Origin of the sequence: Bowmanella yangjiangensis, from assembly GCF_017255015.1 — a bacterium.
Taxonomy (GTDB): Bacteria; Pseudomonadota; Gammaproteobacteria; order Enterobacterales; family Alteromonadaceae; genus Bowmanella; species Bowmanella yangjiangensis.
The window spans coordinates 1-296 of sequence record NZ_JAFKCS010000873.1 but is presented as its reverse complement, the minus strand read 5'-3'; the positions used below and the strand labels follow the sequence as shown (position 1 = coordinate 296).

Here is a 296-nt window from a genome sequence, read left to right as displayed (position 1 = left end):
GTCTGGTGGCCTGGACGTTCAAGGACGCCGCCCAGCGCGAGGCCTGGCGCCAGAACCGCTGGCGTTAGGGCTTCGCCAGGTAGGCGTCTCTCCGCTCCTGGTAGACGGCCGACTCACGCTGGCGCTGCACCTCGGCCCAGATCCGCTCGGCCAGATCCGGCTCGTGCGCCAGCAGGGCATTGGACAGCATCAGGTAGTAGGGTTTTTCCTCGAGCAGCTGCGGCAGCTTCTCGATCGACTGCGCGAGCCAGGGATTGGCCTGCAGCACGAAATCACCGCGCTGGGTCTGCAAGGCA

At 66.6% G+C, this 296-nt stretch carries 1 pseudogene; it reads right to left on the bottom strand.

From position 1 onward, the window contains the following. Nucleotides 1-64: 64 nt before the first annotated feature. Nucleotides 65-296 (bottom strand): annotated as a pseudogene (locus J0A65_RS27035) (hypothetical protein); the annotation flags it as partial.